This window comes from Pseudomonas sp. ICMP 460, assembly GCF_002723595.1.
In the GTDB taxonomy this organism is placed as follows: domain Bacteria; phylum Pseudomonadota; class Gammaproteobacteria; order Pseudomonadales; family Pseudomonadaceae; genus Aquipseudomonas; species Aquipseudomonas kitaguniensis.
In genome coordinates this window covers 34,060-58,197 of record NZ_LKBR01000019.1, presented here as the reverse complement: position 1 = coordinate 58,197, position 24,138 = coordinate 34,060, and the positions used below count along the sequence as shown (strand labels likewise).

Below are 24,138 nucleotides of genomic sequence, written 5' to 3'. Positions count from 1 at the left end.
AGGCATTCGCCATTCGTTTGTGAGGGCATCGGCAAGCTGCTGTAATCGGCGCTCAACAACAAAAACAACAGGTGGAAACCGCCATGCTCCTGACCTCCAAAGCCAAGCTTGCGCAAGCACTGTTCCTGATCAGCGGCCTCGCGTCGGCCATGCCCAGCTACGCCGTTGATACCGTGACCATCGCCACGGTCAATAACAGCGACATGATCCGTATGCAGCGCCTGTCCAAAGTGTTCGAAGCGCAGCACCCGGACATCAAGCTGAACTGGGTGGTGCTCGAAGAAAACGTACTGCGCCAGCGCCTCACCACCGATATTGCGACCGAAGGCGGCCAGTTCGATGTGCTGACCATCGGCACCTACGAGACCCCGCTGTGGGGCGCCAAACATTGGCTGGAGCCGCTGACGCAACTGCCAGCTGACTACGACGCCGAGGATATTTTCCCTTCAGTGCGCCAAGGCCTGTCGGTCAACGACACCCTGTACGCGTTGCCGTTCTACGGTGAAAGCACCGTCACCTACTACCGCACTGACCTGTTCAAGCAAGCCGGCTTGAGCATGCCGGCACACCCCACCTGGAGCCAACTCGGTGAATTCGCCGCCAAACTCACCGCAAAGGACAAAGACCAATACGGCCTGTGCCTGCGCGGCAAAGCCGGTTGGGGCGAGAACATCGCGCTGCTCAGCACCATGGCCAACGCCTTTGGCGCGCGTTGGTTCGACGAGCAGTGGAAGCCGCAATTGACCAGCCCCGAGTGGACGGCGGCCGCCAACTTCTACGTCAACACGCTGAAGCAATATGGCCCACCGGGCGTGTCCAGCAACGGCTTCAACGAAACCCTGGCGCTGTTCAACAGCGGCAAATGCGCGATCTGGGTCGATGCCAGCGTCGCCGGTTCTTTCACCACCGACAAAAGCCAGAGCAAAGTCGCAGACAGCGTAGGGTTCGCCGCGGCACCCACCGAAGTCACCGACAAAGGTTCGTCCTGGCTGTACGCCTGGTCCCTGGCGATCCCGGCCACCTCCAAGCACAAGGACGCCGCCAAGGCGTTCATTACGTGGGCAACGTCCAAGGACTACATTCAGTTGGTGGCCGATAAAGAAGGCATCACCAACGTACCGCCAGGCACGCGCCAGTCGACCTACAGCGAAGCGTATTTGAAAGCCGCGCCGTTTGCTCAAGTGACGTTGCAGATGATGAAGCACGCCGACCCCGCGCACCCATCGGCCCAGCCCGTGCCGTATGTGGGCATCCAGTACGTGACGATCCCTGAGTTCCAGGCCATCGGCACCTCGGTTGGCAAGCTGTTCTCGGCGGCGCTGACCGGCGGCATGACGGTTGAGCAGGCGTTGCTCGCCGCCCAGTCCACCACCGAGCGCGAGATGAAACGCGCCGGTTACCCGAAGTGATTTTTACAGGACACCCCCATGAAACGACTCGAAGGTAAAAGTGCACTGATCACCGGATCGGCGCGGGGTATCGGCCGTGCGTTTGCTCAAGCCTATATTGCTGAAGGCGCGACGGTTGCCATCGCCGATATTGACCTGCAACGCGCCGAGGCCAGCGCAGCCGAGCTTGGCCCCCAGGCCTACGCGGTGGCGATGGACGTCACCGACCAGGCGTCCATCGACGCGGCGATTGCTGCCGTGGTGGCGCATGCCGGCAAGCTGGATATTTTGATCAACAATGCGGCGCTGTTCGACTTGGCGCCCATCGTCGACATCACCCGCGGCAGCTATGCGCGGCTGTTCTCGATCAACGTTGCGGGCACGCTGTTCACGCTGCAAGCGGCTGCCCGGCAGATGATCAGCCAGGGGCACGGTGGCAAGATCATCAACATGGCCAGCCAGGCCGGGCGTCGGGGCGAAGCGTTGGTGGCGGTGTATTGCGCGACCAAGGCGGCGGTGATCAGCCTTACGCAGTCGGCGGGGCTGAACTTGATAAAGCAAGGCATCAACGTTAATGCCATTGCGCCGGGTGTGGTCGATGGCGAGCATTGGGACGGCGTGGATGCGTTGTTCGCCAAGCATGAAGGTTTGGCGCCTGGCGAGAAGAAGCAGCGGGTGGGCGCTGAGGTGCCGTTCGGGCGCATGGGAACGGCGCAGGACCTAACCGGCATGGCGGTGTTCCTGGCCTCGAAGGAGGCTGATTATGTGGTGGCGCAGACCTACAACGTCGATGGCGGTAATTGGATGAACTAAGACCAGGTCAGTTGAGGCGGCGCTTCTCAGATCAAGATCAAAAGCGTAAAAGCGCTTTCTGTGGGAGCGGGCTTGCTCGCGATGCATTCAACTCGGTGTACCTGATGGTCCGAGGTGCCTGCATCGCGAGCAAGCCCGCTGCCACATTTGGATCCTCATGACGCTTGATCAACACGCTAGTCGGCAAAACTGCGGTCAAAAAAATACACCGCGCCAGGCTTCAGGTTCTCCACCGTCGCCTGTGGCCGGCCGCCTTCGCCATGCTTCTTGCGCCCCGTCTCACGCAAATACCCGGCCTCAGTCAGCTTCAACAAACGCTGGCGAATACTGGTCTTCAACACCGGCCGCGCCAGCACCAGCGAAAAAATCGTGGTGGCTTGCGGCGCACTGAACTCAGCGCCCAGGAACATCAACGGCAAACTGCTGTACAGCGACTTGGAAAACAGCCGTTCCTGCACCGCCGCCACGATCAGGTTGTGGTCGAACGGCAGCTTGATACTGCCGTCCGCCACCGCGTCCAGCGCAGACCATTGCTGATGCTCAGCCAAGCTGACTTCCTCGGCGACGATCGCCAGGTAGTAAGTCGACGACGACCAGCAACGCGGGTCACGAAACGCGTCGCCCACGGTGCCGACTTGCTCGCTCCAGGCCAGTTCAAAGCCCACCTTGTCACTCGCGCGTAAACGCTCCACCGCATCCTTGAGGCTCAGATCTTGCACGCCGCCGTTCACGACCACGCCGGGCAACGCCCAATGCCCGGCGAAGGGCTCGGCTTCGCGTTTGTTCAGCAACAGCATCAACTCCCCGCGGGTGCGGCAGTAAAACAATACGCACAGGTCGACAGTGTGCAAGTAGGCGCTAAGTGGCATGGGAGGTCCTTATGAACAGTGGCGGGGTACAGTCTAACGGATCGAACAGGTATGTCATGTACTTGCACCAATGCTCATAACCAAATGTTTCTTGCAATGAAAGTACATGACGTGTACTTTTGTTTTCAGGCCACAGGAGAACCGCCATGCCCCTCGCAAAAACTGCCATCGCCTCATTCGACGTCGACGCCCAGAAGAGCTTCACGCCGCTGTGCCCCGACGAGTTACCGGTGGCCGGTGGCGACCAGATAGGCGCTGAGCTCAACTTCATGGCCAGCCTCGCCGGCCATCGCGTCGGCAGCAAAGACGCCCACACCCCGCACGCGTCGTGGGTGGTCGCGCAGCACAGCGAGATGCTGCAACCCACAGGCTTGGCGCACGCCGATGTCACTTGGGTCAGCCACTGCGTGCCGGGCACCGAGGGTTTTACGTTGTTGGACGAATTGCCCAGCCCGTATGACTACGACTACTTCATCTGGAAAGGCGTCGAACCCGACTTTCACCCATACGGCGCCTGCTACCACGACCTGCACGACAAGCTGTCGACGGGCGTCATCGAGTATTTGAAAGCCCAGGGCGTCAGCCGCGTGATCGTCGGCGGCCTGGCGCTCGACTACTGCGTCAAGACCACCGCGTTGCAACTGCTCAAGGCTGGTTTTGACGTGGTGCTGCACGTGCCCGCGTGCCGCGGTATCACCGAGGAGGGCGGCGTGCAGGCCGTGAATCAATTGCTCAAAGCCGGTGCGGTGATCAGCCGCACCCGCGAAGAACTGGCCGCGATGGCCACGCGCTAAGGAGAAACACGATGGAAAGTGCATACGACTACCAATCCCCGGTGATCCAGGGTTTGCTCGACACCGACTACTACACCTTCACCATGATGCAGGCGGTGTTGCACCAGCACCCGAACGTCGACGTGGAATACAACTTCATCGTGCGCTCCAAAGAAAAGCTCGGCCACCTGATTCCACAACTGCGCGATGAGCTGGAAAAGCTCGCCGGGCTGCACATGCGCGAAGGCGAGTTGCGCTTTCTGTTCAACCCGCGTTTTCGCGAATACCTGACCCCGGATTACGAGCGCTTCCTTGGCCTGTTCCGCTTCAACCTGCGCTACATCCATGTGAGCGAGGTCGACGGCCAACTGAGCATCCGCGTGGTTGGCCCGATGTTGCACTGCATCATGTTCGAGCAACCGGTGCTGGCGCTGGTCAGCGAGTTGCGCAACCGCGACAAATACCCCGACGTCAGCCTGGAAGATGTCACCCGCAAGCTTTACCAGAAGTTCGACTGGCTGGAGAAAAACCTCAGCCGCGACGAACTCGCCGATCTGCGCATCTCTGATTTTTCGACACGCCGGCGCCTGTCATTCAAGGCCCAGCGCGAAGTGGTGGACATCATGCGCCGCGACTTCCCCGGCCAATTCGTCGGCACCAGCAACGCGCACCTGGCGTATGAGTTCGACTTGCCGCTGATCGGCACCATGGCCCACCAATGGATGATGGTGCACCAGCAACTTGGGCGCCTGCGCGAAAGCCAGAACGCCGCCCTGGAAAACTGGGTGCGTGAATACCGAGGCCGCCTCGGGGTTGCGCTGACCGACTGCATCAGCACCGACTTTTTTCTCAAGGACTTCGACCTGTACTTCGCCAAATTGTATGACGGCCTGCGCCAGGACTCCGGCGACCCCATCGTCTGGGCTGATAAAGTGCTGGCCCGTTACGCAGCACTGGGTATCGACCCGATGACCAAGGACCTGATGTTCTCCGACGGCCTGAACTTCGAGAAATGCTTGCCGATCTTGCGTCACGTGCGCGGCAAGGCCAAGTTCGGGTTCGGTATGGGCACCAGTTTGGCCTGCGATGTGGCTGGCGTAGAGCCGTTGAGCATCGTGATGAAACTGGTGCGGGTGCACGGTGAACCGGTGGTGAAGTTTTCCGATGACCCGATCAAGAACGTCTGCGAAGACCCGTCGTTTTTGCAGTATGCGGCCAAGGTATTCAATGTCGGCAGTCTGGAGGTGTGACATGCAAGAGCGTATTGCGCAGGAACTGAATATCGACCGGCAACTGGTCAAGGGCGCTGAAGCCAACGAAATTCAGCGGCGCATCGACTTCATCAAGGCCACCTTGCGCAGCGCGGGCGGCAAGGCGCTGGTGCTCGGCATCAGCGGCGGTGTGGACTCACTCACGGCGGGCCGCCTGTGCCAGCTTGCCGTCGAGCAACTGCGCGCCGATGGCGACGCCGCGCGCTTTATCGCGATGCGCCTGCCCTATAAAACCCAAGCCGATGAGCGTGACGCGCAAGCCTCACTCGCGTTCATCAAACCGGACCACATCGACACCTTGAATATCGCCGCCAGCGTCGACAGCCTGATGGCCAGCCTCACCGCCGGTGCAGCCAGCGCCGCGCAGGTCGACTTCATCAAAGGCAACGTCAAGGCGCGCACCCGGATGATTGCGCAATACGCCGTGGCCAACCTGCACAATGGCCTGGTGGTCGGCACCGAAGCGTTGATGGGCTTCTTCACCAAATTCGGCGACGGCGCCTGTGACCTGGCACCGCTGTCGGGCCTGACTAAAACCCAAGTGCGCTTGCTCGCCACAGCCCTCGGCGCACCGGCAAACCTGGTGCACAAGCAGCCCACCGCAGACCTTGAAGAATTGGCGCCGGGCAAGGCCGATGAACAGGCGTATGGCTGCACCTATGCAGAGATCGACGCCTACTTGATGGGTGAGCCGGTGAGCGAGCGGGTGAGGCAGATTGTGCAGGCCGCGTACAGCAAGACCGCACACAAACGCGCGCTGCCAACCACCCCGGCCTGATAGTGATGATCGTCCCCACGCTCCGCGTGGGAATGCACCCGTGACGCTCTGCGCCGCCCTGCGCAGAACTCAACGCTCAATCGACCGGCTCCACCGCGCATTCCATTCTGGCCGCGCCTGGTTGACCTGATCCCAATCAATCGAAATCGCGGTTTGCAGGTAACCCTGCATCGCCTCCACCCGCGCGCGGGTTTTTTCGGTGGTCGGCGTGGTCGGGTTCGAGGGTATCTGGTCACCTTCTTCCAGCGCCGGCGCTTGAGCCTCGGCGGTCAGCAGGAACGCTGCGAGTTTTTGCGCCAGTTCTGGCTGGTCATGGCACGCAGCGGCTTTGACGCGATCTGCCTGGACCGCAGCGAAGGCCCGTACCCGATCCGCACTTTTACCGGTGACATCGGCGGGCGCGCGGCGTTGAGCGTGGCAACCATCAGTGACCGGCTAGGCCCGAGCTGGTTGCCGATTGTGGTGGAATTGCTCAAGCGCGAGGCCGCGGCGATTGGGCCGCGGATCCATCCGTTCGATCCGACATCGCGCAGGCCGTCGCAAACCTTCGGCGCATAGCCCAGCGCTCATTGAACGCTCAAGCCGAACGCGGTCAAGTGTGGGAGCGGGCTTGCTCGCGAAGCAGGCACCTCGGACCCTCAGGCACACCGCGTTGATGCCATCGCGAGCAAGCCCACTCCCACACTTGACCGTGTTTTGATCGTTGCCCTCAACCATGAGTACAGCAAAATGCTATCCACTTACGGTATAAACCTTGGACGCTTTAGTGTTTCGAGGCCCCGTTTTTAATGCAAATCCCTCTACAACGCCCACTGTGGCAGATCTACCTGATCTTTCTGGCACCGATGGTGCTGTCGAACTTTTTACAGAGCTTTTCCGGCACCCTTAATGGCATCTATGTCGGGCAAATGCTCGGTACACAGGCGCTGGCGGCGGTGTCGGGGATGTTCCCCATCGTGTTTTTCTTTATCGCCTTGGTGATCGGTTTGGGGGCGGGCGCTTCGGTGCTGATCGGTCAGGCCTGGGGCGCCGAGGAAACCGCCATGGTCAAGGTGATCACCGGCGCCACGCTGACCCTCGGTGCGCTGGTGGGGTTGATCGCAGCCGTGCTTGGCAGCCTGTTTGCGCGCCCGGCGTTGCAGGCATTGGGCACGCCGGTTGACGTTCTGGACGATGCGGTCGGTTATGCCCAAGCGATGATGCTGATCATGCCGCTGCTGCTGGTGTTTATCCTCTACACGCAACTGCTGCGCGGTGTCAGTGACACGGTCTCACCGTTGTTGGCATTGATGGTCTCGACGTCTGTCGGCCTGTTGCTGACCCCGGCGCTGATTCGCGGCTGGATCGGTTTGCCGCCGCTGGGCATTCAAAGTGCGGTGTACGCGGGCCTGGTCGGTAACGCCTCGGCGATGCTGTTTCTGATACTGCGCCTGCGCCATAAAAAGCATGTGATGGCGCCGGACCGTGAACTGCTCGCCGCGTTGCGCCTGGACCGCGTAATACTCGGTAAAGTCTTGCGCATCGGCCTGCCGACCGGCTTGCAGATGGTGGTGCTGTCGCTGTCGGAGCTGGTCATCCTGGCCTTGGTCAACAGCCACGGCTCTCAGGCCACGGCGGCCTATGGCGCGGTGACGCAGATCGTCAATTACGTGCAGTTCCCGGCGTTGTCGATTGCGATTACCGCCTCAATCCTCGGTGCCCAAGCCATTGGTGCGGGGCATCCGGATCGGGTCGGGCCAATTTTGCGTACCGGGCTATTGATCAACCTGTGCCTCACCGGTGGCCTGATCGTGCTCGGGTATTTAATGTCGCACTGGTTGTTGGGCCTGTTCATCACCGACGCCGATGCGCGGGTCAAGGCCGAACACCTGCTGCACATTATGTTGTGGAGCGTGCTGGTATTCGGTTTCCAGGCGGTGGTGGGCGGGATCATGCGCGCCAGCGGCGTGGTGCTGATGCCGGTCGCGATCTCGATTTTCTGTGTGCTCTGCGTTGAGCTGCCGATGGCGTATGTGTTCAACGCACATTTTGGTCTGGAAGGGGTGTGGATGGCGTTTCCGGTCACCTACCTGGCGATGCTGGCGCTGCAGACCGCGTATTACCGGCTGGTGTGGCGGCACAAGCAGATCAAGCGGTTGGTGTAATAAAGGTCGGTGTAATAAAAGTTGCCCACATTCAGTGGCAGAAGGCGTTTAAGTCATGGCAAACCCTTACGCCGAGTTGTTCCAGGCCCCTGGTGCTCGCGCTTTTGTACTGGCCGGCATGCTTGCCCGCATGCCGATCTCCATGGTCGGCATCGGCTTGATCACCATGCTGTCCCAGGTTCACGGCGGCTTCGGTTTGGCGGGCGCGGTGGCGGCCGTATTCGCCCTGGCCACGGCGTTTTGCGCGCCGCAGGTGTCGCGCTGGGTAGACCGCTACAGCCAGGGCAAGGTAGTGCCGATAGCGGCGTTGATCGGCGGTGGGTCGTTGTTACTGCTGTTGTTGTGCACCCGTTTGCAGGCGCCGGAGTGGACGTTGTTTGTGTTCGCCGCGCTGGCCGGTTGCATGCCGAACATGTCAGCCATGGTGCGGGCGCGCTGGACCGAGCTGTACCGGGGCCAGCCCGCGCTGAAAACCGCCTTTGCCCTGGAGTCGGTGCTCGATGAGGTGTGTTTCATCATCGGCCCGCCGATTTCAGTCGGTTTGAGCGTTGTGCTGTTCCCGGAAGCCGGGCCTTTGATCGCCGCACTGTTGCTGGCGGTGGGCGTGACCGCCTTTGTGCTGCAACGCGCGACTGAACCGCCCGTGCATGAACACCACGAGCATCTCGGCGGCTGGTTGATCGCCTCGCCCTCGGTGCTGATCTTGATGATTGTGCTGCTGGCCATGGGCATGATCGTCGGCGTGGTGGATGTGGTCAGCGTGGCCTTTGCCCAGCAACAGGGCCAACCGGCGGCGGCGAGCATCGTGCTCTCGGTATATGCCATCGGTTCGTGCCTGGCAGGGTTGGCGTTCGGCACTCTCAAACTCAAGGCATCGCTGCCCCGGCAGTTTCTGTTATGCGGCGTGGCCACCGCCTTGACCACCTTGCCATTGTTGCTGGTGACCAATATTCCCGGCCTGGCGGTGGCAATCTTCATTTCCGGATTGTTCTTCGCGCCGACGCTGATTGTGTCCATGGCGCTGGTGGAGCAGATCGTGGCGCCGAGCCGCCTGACCGAAGGCATGACCTGGCTGATCACCGGCCTGAGCATTGGCGTGGCCATCGGTGCTGCCAGCTCCGGTTGGATGATCGACCATTTCGGCGCCACCAGCGGGTTCTGGGTGGCGTTGGTCGCGGGCGCGGTGGTGTTTGGCGCTGCGCTGCTGGGGTATCGGCGCTTGGGCTAGTCAGCCAATCGCCGGCGCAGGCTCGGCGCAATGCTGTTGCAAAAACTCATTCAGCGCTTGGCGTGTCAGGTCATTGAGCGTCACTTTTTTGCGGATCGCCGCCAGCGCCGCTGCCAGATGCAGGTCATGGCCGACGCGTACGTTGAACGAACCCTTGCAGGGCTTTTCGGGTGTTTGCCCGAGGGTTTGGCAGGTAGCGAGGTAATCGTCTACCGCCTCACGAAAGGCCGCGTCCAGCGCTGCAACGGTGTTGCCTTCATAGCTGACCAACGCCTTGATAAACAGGACTTTGCCGAACAGGCAGTTGTCTTCGAGGCTGGCTTCGATAGAGCCGATGTAACCTTTGTATTTGAGTTGGTTGTTCACTGAATCAGTTCTCCTGACTTCAATTGTTCGATGACCTGGCGCCGAATGTAGTGCTTCAGTTCGTTGCCGGGGTGAGGCTTGTGCAAGCTGATCATCGCACTGGGGTCACCGCTGTCGAATTTGACGCGGCTTCCAGCCCCTTCAATTTGTGTGTAGCCAAGCCAACGCAGCAGCGTCACACGCTCTGGCCAGTTAAAAGCCATGTGCTCATTGAGCAATTTGGCGAGCAGCTTTTCATTTTTGGACACGGCGTTCCCTGCGTGTAACTAAATGTAGTTGCAAAACGTGGTGTGCGTCAATGCTAACCCGGGCGACCGTGCCTTTGCTGAAATTGATGTAACCCCTGATGACACCTCGCTCCACGCCCTCCATGCGCCGCTAATTTTTCCCCGCCCGGTTCGTTTTATAGGGACGACGTGCCTTTGTGCTTCCTGCCTATTGCTCCGGACTCCAAGAAATGAATGCTGAAGACTCCTTGAAACTTGCTCGCCGGTTTATCGGGTTGCCCCTGGAAAAACGCCAGGTATTCCTGCAGGCCTTGCAGAACGAAGGTGTGGATTTTTCAAGGTTTCCGATTCCGGCCGGGGTAGAAGCCGAGGACCGCCAGGCGCTGTCCTACGCACAGCAACGCATGTGGTTTCTCTGGCAGTTAGACCCGGCCAGCGGCGCCTACAACCTGCCGGGCGCGGTGCGGCTCAAGGGCGCACTCAGCCTGCGCGCGCTGGAGCAAGCCTTCGCCAGCCTGGTGGCGCGTCATGAAACGTTGCGCACGGTGTTCCAGCGCCAGGCCGATGAGCGCCTGGCGCAAGTGGCACTGGCGCCGTCGCTGGTGGTCGAGCAGGTGGACATGAGTGCCCTTGACCTCGCGGCGCGCGAGCAGGCCGTCAACCACGCGGCGACGCGTCAATCGCTGTTGCCGTTCGATCTGGAAAGCGGCCCGCTGCTGCGCATGCAATTGCTCAAGCTCGACGAACAGGAACACGTGCTGCTGCTGACCCTGCACCACATCGTCTCTGACGGTTGGTCGATGAACGTGCTGATCGACGAATTCATTCGCTTTTACGACGCGCATGAGCGCAACGAAACGCCGCAATTGCCGGCGCTGCCGATTCAGTACAGCGATTACGCCCTGTGGCAGCGCCGCTGGCTGGAGGCGGGCGAGCAGGCGCGTCAGTTGGCGTACTGGCAAGCGCGTCTTGGCGATGAGCACCCGGTGTTGGAACTGCCGACGGATCGTTCGCGCCCGGCCATGCCCAGCTACCAGGGCACGCGCCATAACTTCGCAATCGATGCGGCGTTGGCCGCGCAACTGCGCAGTTGCGCGCAACAGCACAACGTGACCCTGTTCATGCTGTTGCTGGGCGCCTTCAATGTGCTGTTGCATCGCTACACCGGGCAGGGCGACATCCGCGTGGGTGTGCCGATTGCCAACCGCAACCGCAGTGAAGTCGAGGGGCTGATCGGCTTCTTCGTCAACACCCAAGTGCTGCGCACCCAGCTGAACGGGCAGACCCGCGTGGCCGAGTTGCTGCAACATATAAAAGAGCACGCGCTGGGTGCCCAGGCTCATCAGGAGTTGCCGTTTGAGCGCCTGGTAGAAGCGTTGAAAGTCGAGCGCAGCCTCAGCCACACGCCGCTGTTCCAGGTGATGTACAACCACCAGCCGGTGGTGGCGGACATCGCCTCGGTCAGCACTGCTTCCGGCCTGGAGCTTTCGCTGGTCGAGTGGCAGGGCCGTACGACCCAGTTCGACCTGACGCTGGACACCTATGAAAAGTCCGGCACCTTGCATGCCGCGCTGACCTACGCCAATGACCTGTTCGACGCGCCTTCGATTGCGCGCATGGCCCGGCACTGGATCAGCCTGTTGCACGCCATGGTAGCCGAGGGTGACCAACGCATCGGCGAACTGCCGATGCTGGCCGCCGAGGAGCAGCACTTGCTGGTGCGTGGGTGGAACCAGACTGCCGAGGCGTACCCGACCGAGTGCGCTGTCCATCAACTGATCGAAGCGCAGGTGCAGCGCACGCCGCATGCGCCAGCGCTGGAGTTTGGCGCAACCACGCTGAGCTACGCAGAACTCGACGCGCGTGCCAACCAGCTGGCGCATGCGTTGCGCGAGCAGGGCGTTGGCCCGGACGTGCTGGTCGGCCTTTGCGTCGAGCGCTCGGTCGAAATGGTCGTGGGCCTGTTGGCGATTCTGAAGGCGGGCGGCGCGTATGTGCCGTTGGACCCGGAATATCCCCAGGAGCGCCTGGCCTACATGATCGAAGACAGCGGCATCACGCTGCTGCTTAGCCAACACAGCTTGCTGGCATTGCTGCCCACCGAAGGCGTTCAGGTGATTGCGCTGGACCAGACGCCGGGCTGGCTCGACGGCTACAGCACCGGCTCGCCTGCAGTGGCGATGCATGCGCTCAATTTGGCCTATGTGATATACACCTCCGGTTCCACCGGCAAACCCAAAGGCGCCGGCAACAGCCATCGCGCGCTGGTCAACCGCTTGTGCTGGATGCAACAGGCCTACGGTCTGGACGCCAGCGATGCGGTCTTGCAGAAAACCCCGTTCAGTTTTGACGTGTCGGTCTGGGAGTTTTTCTGGCCGCTGATGACCGGTGCGCGTCTGGTGGTCGCAGCACCTGGCGAACACCGCGAGCCGGCGCGCCTGATCGAGACCATCGGCCGCCACGCCATCACCACGTTGCACTTTGTGCCGTCGATGCTGCAGGCGTTCATCCACGAGCCTGGCGTACACACCTGCGCGAGCCTCAAACGCATCGTCTGCAGCGGCGAGGCGTTGCCGCTGGATGCGCAGCTGCAGGTGTTCGCCAAACTGCCAACGGCGGCGTTGTTCAACCTTTACGGCCCCACCGAAGCCGCCATTGATGTGACCCACTGGGCCTGTGTCGATGAAGGTGCTGACAGCGTGCCGATCGGCCGTCCGATCGCCAACCTTGCCACCTACGTGCTCGACGCCCAGCTCAACCCGGTGCCAGCCGGCGTGTCCGGCGAGTTGTACTTGGGCGGTGTGGGCCTGGCGCGCAGTTATCACCGCCGTGCGGGCTTGACCGCCGAGCGCTTTGTGCCGAGCCCGTTCCTCGCTGGCGAGCGCCTGTATCGCACCGGCGACCGCGTGCGCCAGCGCGCCGATGGGGTGATCGAATACCTCGGTCGTCTCGACCATCAGGTCAAATTGCGCGGCTTGCGTATCGAGTTGGGCGAAATCGAAGCCCGCTTGATGCAGCACCCACAGGTGCGTGAGGCGGTGGTGCTGGTGCAGGGCGGCAAACAGTTGGTCGCGTACCTGGTACTCGAAAGCGCAGCGCCCGCCGACCTCAAGGCGTGGCTGCTGACCAGCCTGCCGGAATACATGGTGCCCACGCACATGGTGCACCTGGCCCAGTTGCCGGTCACCGCTAACGGCAAGCTCGACCGCAAGGCGCTGCCGGTGCCGGATGCCGCGCCGCAACACGCCTTCGTTGCGCCCTCAAGCGAACTGCAAAAAGCCCTGGCGGCGATCTGGCGTGACGTACTCGGCGCCGCGCAAATCGGCCTGGACGACAACTTCTTCGAACTGGGCGGCGACTCGATCATCTCCATCCAGGTGGTCAGCCGTGCTCGGCAGGCGGGCATTCGCCTCAGCCCGCGCGACCTGTTCCAGTACCAAAGCGTGCGCAGCCTGGCGCTGGTGGCGCGCTTTGAGCAGGCGGCTGTTATCGATCAAGGCCCGGTGAGCGGCGAGGTGATTCTGACACCGGTGCAGCACAGCTTTTTCGCGCAGGCGATCCCGGCGCGTCAGCACTGGAACCAGTCGCTGTTGCTGACGCCGCGTGAAGCGTTGGTGCCAGCACGCCTGGAGGCGGCGCTGGTCCAATTGATCGATCATCACGATGCGCTGCGCCTGCGCTTTACGCAGTTGGCCGAGGGTTGGCACCAAGCCCACGGCGCCGCCGACGAGGCGCGCGTACTTTGGCAGTCCAGCGTTACCACCGACGCCGAGCTGGCCGCGCTGTGCGATGAAGCCCAGCGCAGCCTCGACCTGGAGCAAGGCCCGTTGCTGCGTGCAGCCCTTGTCACCCTGGCCGACGGCAGCCAGCGCCTGTTGCTGGTGGTGCATCACTTGGTGGTCGATGGCGTGTCCTGGCGCATCCTGCTCGAAGACTTGCAGCAGGCCTACCGCCAGGCCCAATTGCCAGCCAAGACCAGCAGCTATCAACAGTGGGCGCAACAGTTGCAGGCCCACGCGAAAACCCTTGAGGACCAACTGCCGTTTTGGCAGGCGCAAGCCGCCGACGCCGACTTGCCGTGCGATCAGCCCGAGGGTGGTTTGCATAACCGGCTCGGCCTCAAGGTTGCAACCCGCCTGGATGCCGAACACACCCGCCAACTCTTGCAGGACGCGCCGGCGGCGTATCGCACGCAGGTCAACGACCTGCTGTTGACTGCGCTGGCGCGCGTGATCAGCCGCAGGAGCGGCCAGGCCGCCGCGTTGATTCAACTCGAAGGCCATGGGCGCGAAGACCTGTTCGACGGCATCGACCTGAGCCGCACGGTCGGTTGGTTCACCAGCCTGTTCCCGGTGCGTCTGCAGGCCGGTGGCGAGCTGTCGAGCGCGATCAAATCGGTCAAAGAGCAACTGCGCGCAATTCCGCACAAAGGCCTCGGTTACGGCCTGCTGCGTTACCTGGGCGCGCCTGCATCACGCGAAGCGCTGGCAGGCTTGGCTGCGCCGCGTATCACCTTCAACTACCTGGGGCAGTTCGACCGCCAGTTCGATGAGTCGGCGCTGTTCGTGCCGGCCGCTGAAGGCAGCGGCCAGGCGCAAGATGCCGACGCTCCGCTGGCCAACTGGCTGACGGTGGAAGGGCAGGTGTATGGCGGTGAGCTGTCACTGCAATGGGGTTTCAGTCGCGAGATGTTCAACGCCGCAACCATTCAGCGCCTGGCGGATGAGTACACCACCGAACTCAAGGCCTTGATCGCGCATTGCTGCCAACTCCCGGCCGGTCAGGTGACGCCGTCGGACTTCCCGTTGGCACGCCTCAGCCAACCACAACTGGATGCACTGCCGGTGGCCGGGCCGGCTATCGCAGACCTTTACCCGCTGTCGCCGATGCAGCAGGGCATGCTCTTTCATACGCTGTTGGAACCTGCGGCCGAGGCGTATATCAACCAGCTGCGCGTGGACATAGACGGCCTCGATGTGCAGGCGTTCGGGCGTGCCTGGCAAGCGGCGCTGGACCGGCATGCCATCTTGCGCAGCAGCTTCCATTGGCTTGGCCTCGACAGCGCCCATCAAGTGATCCAGCGCCAGGTCGACCTGCAGTTGCAGGTGGTCGAAGACGTGGCTGCCGACCTCGATACCCTGGCCGCTGCCGAACGTGCACGCGGCTTTGAGCTAAATGCCGCGCCGCTGTTTCGTCTGATGTTGGTGCGTGGCGCGGGCAGCGCCTGGCATTTTATTTTCACCAGCCATCACATCCTGATGGATGGTTGGAGCAACGCGCAGTTGCTCGGCGAAGTCATTGCCCACTATGCAGGCCAGGCTGTGCCTGCGCCGCTGGGGCAGTTCCGCGATTATTTGGCTTGGCTGCAACAGCAAGCGTCGGGCGAAGTGTTCTGGAAGAACGCCCTGGCGCCGCTGCAAGCACCCACGTTGCTCGCGCAGGCGCTGCGTACGCCGGTCGGCGGTGTGGGTGTGGCTGAGCATCACGTGACGCTGGGCAACGACTTTACCCAGGCCCTCGGCGAGTTTGCCCGCCAACAAAAAGTCACCCTCAATACGGTGCTGCAGGGCGCCTGGAGCCTGTTGCTGCAACGCTACACCGGCCAGGCTTGCGTGGCGTTCGGCGCCACCGTTGCCGGGCGTTCGGCACCGTTGCCGGGGATCGAGCAGCAACTGGGCCTGTTTATCAATACCTTGCCGATTATCAGTGCGCCGTCGCCCGCGCAATCGGTCGGCGCGTGGCTGAGTGAGCTGCAAGCGCTGAACCTCGGCCTGCGCGACCATGAACACGTGCCGCTTTACGACATTCAGGGCTGGGCCGGTCAACAAGGCTCGGCGTTGTTCGACACCCTGCTGGTGTTCGAAAACTTCCCCGTCGCCGACGCCTTGAAGCAGGGCGCGCCTGCTGGCCTGACATTTGGCCGGATGCACAACCATGAGCGCACCAACTACCCACTGACGCTGGGCATTGAGCTGGGTGCTGGCTTGCGCCTCGAATTCAGCCACGACCGCGCGCACTTCAGTGAGCAACAGGTCACGCGGTTAGGCGCTGACCTGCTGCACCTTTTGCAGCAATGGGTGGTTGACGCCAGTGTGTCACTTGGCAACGTGCAACTGCTCGACGCAGCTGCCCAGCACAGGCTACTCACCCTTAGCCGATCCGCCGCTGCCGCGCCGCGCCATCAGCGTGTGCATGAGCGCATCGCCGCGCAGGCACAGGCCACGCCTGACGCGCTGGCGGTGCAGGCAGGCACTGAGTGCCTGACCTATGCCCAGCTCAACGACCGTGCTAACCGCCTCGCGCATCGCCTGTTGGCACTCGGCGTCGGGCCGGGCCAGCGCGTAGGCCTGGCCAGTCGACGTGGCCCGCAGTTGATCGCAAGCTTGCTGGCGGTGCTTAAAAGCGGCGCCGCCTATGTGCCGCTGGACCCGAAATACCCGGCCGAGCGCTTGGCCTACATGCTCGCCGACAGTCGCCTCGACCTGCTGCTCAGCGAAACCGGTTTGCTCGCTGACCTGGCGTTGCCGCAAGGGCTGACGCGCGTGGATTTCAGCGCCAGTGGTGAAGAGCTGGCCAGCTACCCGGCCACCCATCCCGCCAACGCTGCAGCGGCTGGCGACTTGGCTTACATCATCTACACCTCCGGCTCCACCGGCCTGCCCAAAGGCGTGGCCATCGACCATGCCGCCCTCGGCCAGTTCTGCGACAGCGCCGAGGTTTACAGCCAGTTGGGTGCAGAGGACCGCGTGCTGCAATTTGCGACCTTCAGCTTCGACGGGTTTGTCGAGCAGTGCTATCCGCCGCTGTGTGTGGGCGCGGCGTTGATCATGCGGGGCGATGAGCTGTGGGACGCCGGGCAGTTGGCGCGCGAAATCGTCGAGCAGGGCGTGACCCTGGCCGACTTGCCGGCCGCTTACTGGTATCTGTTGGCCAAGGAATGTGCGCGCGACCGTCGCACCTTGGGCAAGCTGCGCCAAGTGCATGTGGGCGGCGAAGCCATGTCGGTGGAAGGCCTGCGCGCCTGGCACGCCGCAGGGCTGGGCGCGGTGCGCCTGGTCAACACCTACGGGCCGACCGAGGCGACGGTGGTGTCCAGTGTGCACGACTGCCAACTGGCAGATGCCAGTGATGCGTTCGGCGTGCCGATTGGTCGGGCCATCGCAGGCCGCGCGCTGTATGTGCTCGACAGTGCTTTCGAGCTGCTGGCCACCGAAGGAGTCGGGGAGCTGTGCATCGGTGCGCAAGCGGGCTTGGCTCAGGGTTACTTCGACCGCCCGGCACTGACTGCCGAGCGCTTCCTTCCCGACCCGTTTTCCAACGTGCCGGGCGCGCGGCTCTACCGCAGCGGTGACCTGGCGCGCTACAACGCGGCGGGGGCGCTGGAGTACGTCGGGCGTATCGACCATCAGGTGAAAATCCGCGGCTATCGCATCGAAATGGGTGAGATCGAGGCCTGCCTGCAAGGCTTGCCGCACGTGCGTGAAGCCGCAGTCGTCGCCCAGCCGGGTGCGACCGGCCTGCAATTGGTGGCTTACGTGGTGCCCGCCCAAGGTCAAAACCTGGACTCGCAAGCCCTGGCGGCAACCTTGCGCGAGTCGCTGCCGGACTACATGGTGCCGGGGCACTGGGTGGTGCTTGAAGCCTTGCCGCTGAACAACAACGGCAAACTTGACCGGCGCGCGCTGCCGGCGCCAGACCTGAACCTGCGTCAACAGGCGTATGTGGCGCCGCACAGCCCGCTGCAACTGCAGTTGGCGGCGATCTGGCAAGCGGTGCTGCAGGTCGAGCAGGTCGGGCTGACGGATCATTTCTTCGAACTGGGCGGCCATTCGTTGCTGGCCACTCAAGTGATTTCGCGCGTGCGGCATGAGTTGAAACGCGAAGTGCCGTTGCGCGCACTCTTTGAGCAGCCGACGCTGCAAGCATTCGCCACCGCGTGTGCGCAGTTGCATCCGCACAGCGCGCAACCGCTGGTAGCGCTGGAGCGCGGGCAGCCGATGGCGCTGTCCTTCGCCCAGGAGCGCCAATGGTTTTTGTGGCAACTCGACCCTGCCAGCGCCGCCTACCACGTACCCACGGCGCTGCAGGTGCGCGGCCAACTCGACATCACCGCACTGGAGCGCGCCTTGCAGGCACTGGTCGAACGGCATGAGCCTTTGCGCACCACCTTTGTCGAAAAAGCTGAGCAAGTCTTGCAGGTAATCCATCCCGCACTGGCGATGCCTGTCGAGCAGGCCAGCGTAGAGGCGTCGGCTATCCAGCGCTGTGTGGAGCAAGAAATCCAACGCCCGTTCGACCTGTGCAACGGCCCGCTGATGCGCGTCAAACTGCTGGTGATCGCGCCCGACCATCATGTGCTGGTGATCACCCAGCACCACATCATCTCTGACGGTTGGTCGATGCACGTGATGGTCGATGAACTGGTGGCGTTGTATCAGGGCCAGACCCAGTTGCCCGCCTTGCCGATCCAATACGCCGACTATGCCGTGTGGCAACGCGACTGGATGGCGGCCGGCGAAACACAGCGCCAACTGGATTACTGGCAGCGGCGCCTGGGCGACGAGCACCCGGTGCTGGAGTTGCCACTCGACCGCCCGCGTCCGCCGGTGCAAAGCTACCGTGGCGCGCGTCAACAGGTGCAGCTCGACCCTGCGCTGGTGGCCGACCTGAAGGCGCTGGCGCAACGTGAGGGCGTGACGTTCTTTGTGCTGTTGCTGGCGTCGTTCCAGACCTTGTTGCATCGCTACAGCGGCCAGTCAACGCTGCGTGTCGGGGTGCCAATCGCCAACCGTAACCGCCTTGAGACCGAGCGTCTTATTGGTTTCTTCGTCAACACCCAAGTGCTGCAGGCCGACCTTGACGGGCAGATGGCTTTCGGCCAATTGCTCGCGCAGGTCAAACAACGCGCGCTGGAAGCTCAGGCCCATCAAGACCTGCCATTCGAGCAGTTAGTCGAGGCGCTGCAACCGGAGCGCAGCCTCAGCCATAACCCGTTGTTCCAAGTGATGTTCAACCACCAGGACACCCTGCGCGGCGGCGCTGTGCAGTTGCCGGGCCTGGTGTTGCAGCCGCTGGAGTGGGCTGGCCACACCACGCAATTTGACTTGAGCCTTGAAACCGAAGAATCAGCCGACGGCCTGTGGGCTTCGCTGACCTACGCCACCGACTTGTTCGAGCCCGCGACCCTGCAGCGCATGGCGCAGCACTGGCAGAACCTGTTGCGCGCAGTGGTCCGTGACGCCTCGCAAGCACTGGACGAATTGCCGATGCTCAGCGAGCAGCAATGGCAACAGAGCGTGCACGGCTGGAACCACAGCCAGTTCGACTACCCGCACACGCGCTGCGTGCATCAACTGTTCGAAGCACAAGCACTGGCCACGCCGGACGCCTGCGCGCTGCAATTTAATGACGACGCGCTGAGCAACAGCGAGCTCAACCGTCGTGCCAACCGCCTGGCCCATCGCCTGATCGCAGCGGGCGTTGGCCCGGACGTGCTGGTGGCGGTGCATGTCGAGCGCTCGCTGCAGATGGTGGTCGGCTTGTTGGCGACGCTCAAGGCCGGTGGCGCCTATGTGCCGCTCGACCCGCAGTTCCCGGCGGATCGTCTGGCCTTCATGCTTGAAGACAGCCAGGCCCGGGTGTTGCTGACCCAGCCACACCTGAACGGTAGTCTGGCGCAACCGCACGGTGTGCAGGTGCTGTTAGTGGATGATGCCAGTGCGGACGAACACAACCCGCAGGTCGCTGTCACGCCCGCGCACTTGGCCTACGTGATCTACACCTCTGGTTCCACCGGCAAGCCCAAGGGCGTGATGGTGCGCCATCAGGCGCTGTGCAGCTTTACCTGCGGCATGGCTGACGCCCTGGAAATTCGCCGCGACGCGCGGGTGATGTCGCTGACCACGTTCTCGTTCGACATCTTTGCACTCGAGCTGTACGTGCCACTCAGCGTCGGCGCCACGGTGCTGCTGAGCAACCAGGAACTGGCGCTCGACCCGGAAGCGATTCTGGATCGGGTGCACGGCCAGCGCGCAAATGTGCTGCAAGCCACCCCGTCAACCTGGCGCATGCTGCTGGAAAGCCCGCGTGCCGACCTGCTGCAAGGCATCCAGTGCCTGTGTGGCGGCGAAGCGCTGCCGGTTGACCTGGCCCAGCGCCTGCTCGACCTGCAAGGCCCGGTGTGGAACCTGTATGGCCCGACGGAAACCACCATCTGGTCGGCGGCCCATCGTCTGTTGGACGCACAGCCTTTTGTCGGGCGACCGATTGCCAACACCTCATTGTTCATTCTCAACGCCGGGTTAACGCCTTGCCCGCAGGGCGCTGCCGGTGAATTGCTGATCGGCGGCGTTGGCTTGGCGCGGGGTTATCACCAGCGGCCAGCGCTCACCGCTGAACGTTTTGTGCCTGACCCTTACGGCGCACCGGGCGAACGCCTGTACCGCACCGGCGACCTGGCCCGCTATCGCGCCGATGGCGTGGTGGAGTACATCGGCCGCGTCGACCATCAGGTCAAGGTGCGCGGTTTCCGTATTGAGCTGGGTGAAATCGAAGCCTGCCTGCGTGAACTCACGGCGGTGCGCGAAGCCGTGGTGCTGGCCGACAATGATCGCTTGATCGCCTACCTGGTGACCGTCGCCCCCGACCAGCAGGCGGCGCTGCGTGAGCAGTACAAGGTTGCCTTGCGCGAACGTTTGCCGGATTACATGGTGCCTGCGCACCTGATTTTCCTCGACAGCCTGCCCTTGACCCCCAACGGCAAACTCGACCGCAAGGCACTGCCCAAAGCGGATGCCGGTGTGTTGCTGAAAGCGCATGCAGCGCCCGTCACGCTTCGCGAACAACAGGTTGCGGCGATCTGGGCCGAGGTGCTGGAGGTGCCGCAGGTGGGCCTCGACGACCACTTCTTCGAACTCGGCGGGCATTCGCTGCTGGCCACGCGTGTGGTGTCGCGGGTGCGCCAGGTGTTGGCGCTGGAAGTCGCGCTCAAGAGCCTGTTTGAACAGCCGCTGCTCGGTGATTTTGTGCGCGCGCTAGGCGAGCAGGGCGTCACCGCGCCAGCGCTGCTGAGGGCGGATCGCACGCAGCCTTTACCACTGTCTTATGCGCAGGAGCGCCAGTGGTTCCTCTGGCAACTCGATCCGCAAAGCGCGGCGTACCACATCCCCAGCGCGCTGCGTTTGAAAGGTGCGCTGGACGTCGCCGCGCTGCAACGCAGTTTCGACACCTTGCTGGCGCGTCATGAAAGCCTGCGCACGCATGTGCGCCAGGAGGCTGGCGGCGCCGTGCAGGTGATTGAGGACTCGGGCCTGATCGAAATTGAACGCTGCGACGCGGATGAAGCGGGCCTCAAGGCGCAGGTGACTGAGCTGGTCGCGCGGCCGTTTGACCTGCTGCGCGGGCCGTTGCTGCGGGTCAAGTTGTTGCGCCTGGCCGAGCACGATCACGTCGTGGTGCTGGTGCAGCACCACATCGTTTCCGATGGCTGGTCGATGCAACGGATGGTCGAAGAATTGGTGCAGCTTTACGCCGCGTTCAGCGACGGCCGCACGCCGCACTTGCCGGCACTGCCGATTCAGTACGCCGACTATGCGCTGTGGCAGCGCAACTGGATGGAAGCCGGGGAGAAAGCGCGTCAACTGACCTACTGGCGTGAGCAGTTGGGCGGCGAACAGCCGGTGCTGGAGTTGCCGTACGACCACCAGCGCCCGGCGTTGCCAAGCCATCGCGGTGCACGCCTTGCGGTTGAGCTGGCGCCGCCACTTTTGGCGGGGTTGCGCAGCCTGGCCAAGCAGGCCGGGGTCACGTTGCCGATGGTGTTGCTGGCGGCCTATCAGGCCTTGCTGCACCGCTACAGCGGCCAGCAAGACGTGCGCGTCGGCGTGCCGATCGCCAACCGCAACCGCCTCGAAACCGAAGGCCTGATTGGCTTCTTCGTGAATACCCAAGTGCTCAAGGCCGAGATCAACGGCCAGATGAGCGTCGCAGACTTGCTGCAACAGGTACGTCAGCGCTCGCTGGACGCTCAGGCGCATCAGGACCTGCCGTTCGAGCAACTCGTGGAGGCGTTGCAGCCCGAGCGCAGCATGAGCCTGAGCCCGTTGTTCCAGGTGCTGTTCAACCACCGCGTGACCTCGGCACGCAGCCACTTGCAGCGTTTGCCTGGCCTGCAGGTCGAGGTAGTGAGCTGGGACGAAGGCGTGGCGCAGTTCGACCTGGCGCTGGATGTGGAGGAATCCCGCGAGGTGCTGCGTGCGTCGCTGAGTTACGCCACCGATCTGTTTAACCACAGCACCATCGAACGCATGGCCGGGCATTGGCAGAACCTGTTGCAAGCCATGGTCGATGATCAGCAACAAGCCATTGGCCAACTGAACCTGCTCGATCGTGACGAGCAACAGCACATTTTGCAGCTGTGGAACTGCACCGATTCCGGCTTCCCGGCCACGCGCCTAGTGCATGAGTTGGTCGCCGACCGCGCTGGCGAAACGCCGGATGCCGTCGCGGTCAAATTCGACACGCAAACGTTGACCTACGCCGAGCTGGATGGCCAGGCCAACCGCCTGGCGCATGCGCTGATCGCGCGCGGTATCGGCCCGGAAGTGCGCGTGGCCATCGCCATGCCGCGCAGTGCCGAAATCATGGTGGCGTTCCTTGCGGTGATGAAAGCCGGTGGTGTGTACGTGCCGCTGGACATTGAGTACCCGCGTGATCGCCTGCTCTACATGATGGACGACAGCCGCGCGCAATTGCTGCTGACGCACACGCGTGCCTTGCAGCAATTGCCGATCCCGCAAGGCCTGAACACCCTGGCGATAGATCGCACCGAGGACTGGGCGCATTACAGCGACAGCGCGCCACAGGTGGCACTGCACGGCGACAACCTCGCCTACGTGATCTACACCTCCGGCTCCACCGGCTTGCCCAAAGGCGTGGCCGTGGCTCACGGGCCGCTGGTTGCGCACATCATCGCCACCGGCGAGCGCTATGAAACCGGCCCAGCGGATTGCGAGCTGCATTTTATGTCTTTCGCCTTCGATGGTTCCCATGAAGGCTGGATGCACCCGTTGATCAACGGCGCCAGCGTGCTGATTCGTGATGACAGCCTGTGGTTGCCGGAATACACCTACGCACAAATGCACCGCCACAACGTGACCATGGCCGTGTTTCCGCCGGTGTACCTGCAACAGCTTGCCGAGCATGCCGAGCGTGATGGCAACCCACCGGCGGTGCGGGTTTACTGCTTCGGCGGTGATGCCGTCGCTCAAGCCAGCTACGACCTGGCGTGGCGTGCGCTCAAGCCGACCTATCTGTTCAACGGCTACGGCCCGACGGAGACGGTGGTGACGCCGTTGCTGTGGAAAGCGCGCAAGGGCGACCCTTGCGGCGCGGTCTACGCACCGATCGGGACGCTGTTGGGCAACCGCAGCGGCTACGTTTTGGATGCGCAATTGAACCTGCAACCCATCGGCGTGGCGGGTGAGTTGTACTTGGGCGGCGAGGGCGTGGCGCGCGGTTATCTGGAGCGTCCGGCACTGACCGCCGAGCGCTTTGTGCCGGACCCGTTCGGCAAACCCGGTAGCCGCGTGTACCGCAGCGGCGACCTGACCCGTGGCCGGCCGGACGGCGTGGTGGACTATTTGGGCCGCGTCGACCATCAAGTGAAAATCCGTGGTTTCCGCATCGAACTGGGTGAAATCGAAGCACGCCTGCGCGAGCAGAGCAGCGTCGGTGAAACCGTGGTGGTCGCCCAGGAAGGCCCGACCGGCAAGCAACTGGTCGCGTATGTAGTACCGGCCGACCCAGCCCTGATCGACCAGGCCGAGTTCCGCGACGTTTTGCGCCGCGCGCTCAAGACGCGACTGCCGGATTACATGGTGCCCACGCACTTCATGTTCCTGGCGCAAATGCCGCTGACCCCCAACGGCAAACTCGACCGCAAGGGCTTGCCTGCGCCGGATGCAAGCCTGATGCAGCAACGCTATGTGGCGCCCGAAACCGAACTGGAACAGCAGGTTGCGGCGATTTGGGCGCAAGTGCTGCGCCTGCCGCAAGTGGGCCTGGACGACAACTTCTTTGAAATCGGCGGGCATTCCTTGCTGGCGATCCAGATCACGTCGCGGGTTCAGGTAGAGCTGGGCCTGGAAGTGCCACTGGTCGAAGTGTTCCAGACCGAAACGCTGCGCGCCTATGTGCAGGCCGCAGCCACCTTCCGTGCGGGCAGTGCGGAAGACTTTGATGATCTTCGTGACTTTTTGAGCGAACTAGAGGCGATTTGAAC

11 protein-coding genes and 1 pseudogene are annotated in these 24,138 nt (G+C 62.8%); 8 read left to right on the top strand and 4 right to left on the bottom strand.

What is annotated here, in order from left to right:
- Positions 1–149: 149 nt before the first annotated feature.
- The gene (locus tag AO240_RS14895) at positions 150–1,409 is read left to right on the top strand and encodes a sugar ABC transporter substrate-binding protein (RefSeq protein ID WP_371918632.1); all 1,260 of its coding nucleotides are present in this window, start codon (positions 150–152) and stop codon (positions 1,407–1,409) included.
- Positions 1,410–1,427: 18 nt separating this feature from the next.
- Entirely contained in the window at positions 1,428–2,201 is a 774-nt protein-coding gene (locus AO240_RS14890; RefSeq protein WP_099237106.1) for an L-iditol 2-dehydrogenase, read from the top strand.
- Positions 2,202–2,377: 176 nt separating this feature from the next.
- Here the strand turns inward: AO240_RS14890 and AO240_RS14885 are convergent, their stop codons facing one another.
- The gene (locus tag AO240_RS14885; RefSeq protein WP_099237105.1) at positions 2,378–3,070 is read right to left on the bottom strand and encodes an NUDIX hydrolase; all 693 of its coding nucleotides are present in this window, start codon (positions 3,068–3,070) and stop codon (positions 2,378–2,380) included.
- Between the two features lie 146 nt (positions 3,071–3,216).
- On the opposite strand from AO240_RS14885, the gene AO240_RS14880 reads away from it, so the two are divergent.
- The 3 genes from AO240_RS14880 to nadE are packed head-to-tail and all read left to right on the top strand — an operon-like array spanning position 3,217 to position 5,892.
- Positions 3,217–3,864, top strand: a complete 648-nt coding sequence (locus tag AO240_RS14880) for a nicotinamidase (RefSeq protein ID WP_099237104.1) — start codon at positions 3,217–3,219, stop codon at positions 3,862–3,864.
- A gap of 11 nt (positions 3,865–3,875) precedes the next feature.
- Positions 3,876–5,093, top strand: coding sequence for a nicotinate phosphoribosyltransferase (pncB, locus tag AO240_RS14875; protein ID WP_099237103.1), 1,218 nt, complete (start codon positions 3,876–3,878; stop codon positions 5,091–5,093).
- Position 5,094: 1 nt separating this feature from the next.
- Complete coding sequence (gene nadE / locus AO240_RS14870; RefSeq protein ID WP_099237102.1) at positions 5,095–5,892, top strand: ammonia-dependent NAD(+) synthetase; 798 nt, start codon at positions 5,095–5,097, stop codon at positions 5,890–5,892.
- A gap of 69 nt (positions 5,893–5,961) precedes the next feature.
- Here nadE and AO240_RS14865 read toward each other — a convergent pair.
- A pseudogene (locus AO240_RS14865) lies at positions 5,962–6,219 on the bottom strand (ABC transporter substrate-binding protein); the annotation flags it as partial.
- Between the two features lie 461 nt (positions 6,220–6,680).
- On the opposite strand from AO240_RS14865, the gene AO240_RS14850 reads away from it, so the two are divergent.
- Positions 6,681–8,036 carry an MATE family efflux transporter gene (locus tag AO240_RS14850; protein ID WP_099237100.1) on the top strand — a complete coding sequence of 452 codons (1,356 nt, stop codon included), beginning with the start codon at positions 6,681–6,683 and terminating at the stop codon, positions 8,034–8,036.
- Positions 8,037–8,091: 55 nt separating this feature from the next.
- On the top strand, positions 8,092–9,264 hold the full coding sequence (locus tag AO240_RS14845) for an MFS transporter (RefSeq protein WP_099237099.1): 1,173 nt from the start codon (positions 8,092–8,094) through the stop codon (positions 9,262–9,264).
- Here AO240_RS14845 and AO240_RS14840 read toward each other — a convergent pair whose 3' ends face one another.
- Positions 9,265–9,630, bottom strand: coding sequence for a type II toxin-antitoxin system HicB family antitoxin (locus AO240_RS14840; RefSeq protein ID WP_099237098.1), 366 nt, complete (start codon positions 9,628–9,630; stop codon positions 9,265–9,267).
- Positions 9,627–9,878, bottom strand: coding sequence for a type II toxin-antitoxin system HicA family toxin (locus tag AO240_RS14835; protein WP_099237097.1), 252 nt, complete (start codon positions 9,876–9,878; stop codon positions 9,627–9,629). The genes AO240_RS14840 and AO240_RS14835 overlap by 4 nt, the downstream gene beginning before the upstream one ends.
- A 209-nt stretch (positions 9,879–10,087) precedes the next feature.
- Between AO240_RS14835 and AO240_RS14830 the strand changes: the two genes are divergently transcribed.
- Positions 10,088–24,136 carry a non-ribosomal peptide synthase/polyketide synthase gene (locus tag AO240_RS14830; RefSeq protein WP_099237096.1) on the top strand — a complete coding sequence of 4,683 codons (14,049 nt, stop codon included), beginning with the start codon at positions 10,088–10,090 and terminating at the stop codon, positions 24,134–24,136.
- Positions 24,137–24,138: the final 2 nt, after the last annotated feature.